The organism is Paraburkholderia sp. (genome assembly GCF_036488505.1).
GTDB lineage: Bacteria > Pseudomonadota > Gammaproteobacteria > Burkholderiales > Burkholderiaceae > Paraburkholderia.
Map to the genome: position 1 here is coordinate 1 of NZ_DASXHN010000222.1, position 3984 is coordinate 3984.

Sequence of the window (3984 nt, forward strand, 5' to 3'; positions counted from 1 at the left end):
CAGTGTGCGACAGATAACCCGCTCAGCCGGCTCTGGATGCGCGCAGCAGACTGTGTCAGAGTAGCGCTTCGAACTCTACCGACGTAGGACCACCATGCTACCGATTGCCGACCGATGGTTCGAGTCAAAACGTATCAGCGACGACATTACCCTGCTATGGGAGCCTCATGTCGTGCCACTGATGCGCTGCAATATCTGGCACATACGCGGTCGCGACCGCGACCTGATGATAGATACCGGGATGGGCATCGCCAGCCTGCGTGAGGCGGCCCGGCATCTTTTGCAAAACCACGTGACAGCGGTAGCAACGCACACGCATTCGGATCATATCGGCGGACATCACGAGTTTGCGCATACGCTGGTGCACGAGTTGGAGGCCGATAACCTGGCTTCGCCGCGCGAGCGCGGCACGCTGCTCGCATCGGTATTGGGCGAGAACGCGATACGCCGCTACCGTGAAGCGGGCTATCCTTTCGACGGCGATTTGATCACGGCGCTTCCCAGCGCCGACTACCTGATGTCCGACTACAAGGTACGGGCGGCGACAGTTACGGAAATCGTCAAGGAAGGCAATATCGTCGACCTCGGCAACCGGCACTTCGAGGTACTGCATCTGCCTGGCCATTCACCCGGCAGCATCGGTCTATGGGAGGCGGCATCCGGCACGCTATTCTCCGGCGATGCGATCTACGATGGGCCCCTTCTGGATGAAATCGGTGGCGCCGATATCGCAACCTATGTGCGCACGATGAAGCGCTTGCGCGAATTACCCGTGCAGGTCGTGCACGCCGGACACGACGGCAGCTTCGGGCGAGAGCGGCTCGTCGCGTTGGCCGATGCCTATTTGGCTAAACGCGCATGAGCGTCGTTTGGCGGGCGCAACGACCTCGGTGCGTGCGCAATCGATGACAAAAATTTCAGGCTGTGCGCTTGCGCCGTGCTGGTGGGACCGTCCACTCACCGCCCTCCTCAACGTGCTCCGTCAGCTTGTCCACGCAGCGAAAAAACACCCGCTTTTCTTCCGCTGACAGAACGGACATCAGTTGCGCGTCGAAGAACTCGCCGATCCGATCGCACTTACGGACAATTGTCTTGCCCTTGCTGGTCAAATTCAGGTGGATGACACGTGCGTCAGTCGTGCCGGTCGAGCGCGTCAGCAAGCCGCGATTGGCTAGCGTGGTGACCAGCTTCGAAACCAGCGTCTTTTCGAGGTATGTCAGCTCGATCAGCGGGCCAAGTGAGATACCCGGCTGCATACCGACAAAACGCAGCACCCGCAGGTCGCGCAGGGTGACATCGCATTCGGCTTCATAGAGACCAGACGCCACGCCCTTGGCCAGCTCGCTGAGTACGTCGAGGCGGAAATTCAAATGCCCCAGTCTTGGATACGGCGCCTTCGACATGCTCTTCTCCCATTCAGCTATTTGGTTCAGTTGCAAACTGCAACATATGGATTCACGCATTTAGCGCACGAAACATACCATCGTATAGCGACTGCTATACGTAAGGATAAGTCGGATGCTTGCCACCCGGCTGCCTTCGCTAACCGGCAAGCAGCCGAACTGCCAACGCGCCGCCATCAGCGCGCTCGCAAGCCGCCGCGACATAGACTGTCTGGCCTTCGGCCGCCGAACGCCGGCGTTCAGCACAGAGGCGGTGCGCCGCCGATTGCTGTCCGGCTCGATGCACCGTCATCGCGCGGATTTGCACATTTCCAGGACCTGGCAGGCTCCTCCACTTGCACGCGGAAACACTCCATTCGCCTTTGTATAAGGGTTCCCGCGCGATGGCACGCTTCATGCAAACAGGATAAATGCGGACAGCGCAAATATTGCAATTTGCACCTATTTTGCCGACAGCCAACGCCCTCCAACTGATGCTCCCCGGCGATCCACGCTTCATCAGCGTCAGCCAACCGTAGGCCGACGCTGTGCGGAGCAGGCATGTCAGCGCAGGGCGAGGTGATTCCAGTTATGCACGAGAACCAGCATGTCAGTTCAACTAGCGTTACGAAACATTCGAAAATCGTTTTCGGGTAAGCATGGCTCGGTCGAGGTGCTAGGTGGCCTGTCGTTCGACATCAACGAACGGGATTTCGTCAGCATCATCGGCCCGTCGGGCTGCGGGAAGACGACCGTGTTCAACGTGATCGCCGGCCTGCTCGAACCCGACAGCGGCGAGATTTCCTATCGGGGCGAAACGGTCACCGGCTTGCGCGGCAAAGTGGGCTACATGATGCAGCGCGACCTGCTGTTGCCGTGGCGCACCGTGTTGCAGAACGTGCTGATCGGGCCCGAGTTGTCACGCATGCCCGCTGCGCAAGCACGCGAAATGGCGATGGAATACCTGAATACCTACGGCCTTGCGGGTTTCGAAAACGCTTATCCCCGCATGCTGTCTGGTGGCATGCGCCAGCGCGTTGCGCTGATTCGCACGTTGATCAACGATCCCGACATCATCCTGCTCGATGAGCCGTTTTCAGCACTCGACTATCAGACCCGCCTGTATCTGGAAGGGGTGCTGATGGAAGCTGTCGACACCTTCCACAAGACAGTGATACTGGTCACGCACGACATCGACGAAGCAGTCGCGTTGTCCAAACGTGTGGTGGTGCTAGGCGGGCGGCCTTCGCAAGTCAAAAAGGTCTATGACATCGAAATCGGCGCGCGTTCGCCAATCGGTGCGCGCAGCGATCCGAACTTCGCCGGGTACTTCCACGCGCTGTGCGCGGAACTCGACATCCAGACCGAGGTGAAAGCAGCATGAGCCGGCCCGCATCCATCAATAGCGCGAAAGTCTCTACGATGCGCAGCCCGACGCGTGCTCGCCCCGTGCTGAACACCGGGTGGGGCCGCACGGTCTTGCAACTGATCGCAGTCATCGCATTCTTTGCGATATGGGAAGGCGCTGCGAGGCTTGGCTGGGTATCGAACTTCCTGGTCGGCTCGCCGACGAAAATCTACGACGCCCTTGCCCGCTCCGCTGAATCAGGCGAGCTCTTCGTCGATATCGGCTACACCATGTTTGAAGCCATGCTCGGCTTTCTGTTCGGCACGGCGGCTGGAACGGTCTGCGGCCTCTCACTGTGGTATTCGCCATTCGTCGCGCGGCTGATCGAGCCGTTTATCGTCGCGATCAACAGTGTTCCGAAGATTGCTTTCGCCCCGATCGTCATTCTCTGGTTCGGCACCGGGCTGGTTTCGAAAGTTGCGCTGGCGATTTCGCTGACGGCGATCGTCGCGCTGATAGCCGCCTACGAGGCAGCGAAAGAGGCCGATCCTGACCTGCAGGCGCTGCTTGTCACGCTTGGCGCGAACAAGAACGACGTGTTCCTGAAAGTGGTCATCCCGTTCACGCTGCCTTACGTGATCTCGACGTTCCGCATCAACATCGGCTTCGGCCTGGTCGGCGCAGTGGTCGGTGAATTCATTTCGTCGGAGAAAGGGCTGGGTCACATGATCTTCACCGCTTCGAGTCTCTACGATCTGAATACCGTGTGGGCAGGCCTCTTCGTACTGATGGCGATTGGCTTCGTGTTGTATTTCCTGATCGACCTGGTCGAACGCAAGCTGCTGCCGTGGCGACAGGTATTGAATGCACCGACGCTGCGGGTTTGACGTCGTCGCCGACAACGTCGAAGTGTTTGCTTTGCACCCGCTAATCCAACCTTTTTCTGGACCTGAAAAATGGCAATCATCGCTCGAAAAATGCTGGCTGCTCTGACAACAGCGGTCGCTGTTTCGATCGTCAGCAGCGCCACGCCGGCCGTGGCCGCCGACAAAAAAGCTGTTATTTCGCAGGCGTTCCAGTCGATGCTGTATCTGCCACTGTACGTCGCCATCGACGGCGGCTTCTTCGCGAAGCAAGGTCTGGATGTGACCAAGCAGACTGCGGGCAGCCCGAGCGCGGCGTTGTCGGCGGTGTTGTCGGGAAGTGCGGATTTCTCGCTGCACGGTCCCGAATGGACCGCGGTCGCCGCTGAAA

5 protein-coding genes are annotated in these 3984 nt (G+C 59.1%); 4 read left to right on the plus strand and 1 reads right to left on the minus strand.

Going from position 1 to position 3984, the window contains the following annotated elements; genetic code table 11:
• Positions 1 to 94: 94 nt before the first annotated feature.
• Complete coding sequence (locus VGH68_RS13390; protein ID WP_331604109.1) at positions 95 to 862, plus strand: MBL fold metallo-hydrolase; 768 nt, start codon at positions 95 to 97, stop codon at positions 860 to 862.
• Between the two features lie 55 nt (positions 863 to 917).
• On the opposite strand, the gene VGH68_RS13395 is transcribed toward VGH68_RS13390, so the two are convergent.
• Positions 918 to 1403, minus strand: a complete 486-nt coding sequence (locus tag VGH68_RS13395) for a MarR family winged helix-turn-helix transcriptional regulator (RefSeq protein ID WP_331604110.1) — start codon at positions 1401 to 1403, stop codon at positions 918 to 920.
• 586 nt (positions 1404 to 1989) lie between these two features.
• On the opposite strand from VGH68_RS13395, the gene VGH68_RS13400 reads away from it, so the two are divergent.
• From VGH68_RS13400 to VGH68_RS13410, 3 genes are all read left to right on the plus strand, one after another.
• A complete protein-coding gene (locus VGH68_RS13400) occupies positions 1990 to 2766 on the plus strand; it encodes an ABC transporter ATP-binding protein (RefSeq protein ID WP_331604111.1) in 777 nt (258 codons plus the stop codon).
• The gene (locus VGH68_RS13405) at positions 2763 to 3617 is read left to right on the plus strand and encodes an ABC transporter permease (protein ID WP_331604112.1); all 855 of its coding nucleotides are present in this window, start codon (positions 2763 to 2765) and stop codon (positions 3615 to 3617) included. Before VGH68_RS13400 ends, VGH68_RS13405 begins: the two co-directional genes overlap by 4 nt.
• A gap of 69 nt (positions 3618 to 3686) precedes the next feature.
• Positions 3687 to 3984, plus strand: a 298-nt coding sequence (locus VGH68_RS13410; RefSeq protein WP_331604113.1) for an ABC transporter substrate-binding protein, incomplete at its 3' end; no start/stop codon positions are given.

Excerpts from the sequence above, each read along its gene's own strand:
- VGH68_RS13405 (WP_331604112.1), top strand. The coding sequence starts at position 2,763 with ATGAGCCGGCCCGCATCCATCAATAGCGCGAAAGTCTCTACGATGCGC.
- VGH68_RS13400 (WP_331604111.1), top strand. The coding sequence starts at position 1,990 with ATGTCAGTTCAACTAGCGTTACGAAACATTCGAAAATCGTTTTCGGGT.
- VGH68_RS13395 (WP_331604110.1), bottom strand. The coding sequence starts at position 1,403 with ATGTCGAAGGCGCCGTATCCAAGACTGGGGCATTTGAATTTCCGCCTC.
- VGH68_RS13390 (WP_331604109.1), top strand. The coding sequence starts at position 95 with ATGCTACCGATTGCCGACCGATGGTTCGAGTCAAAACGTATCAGCGAC.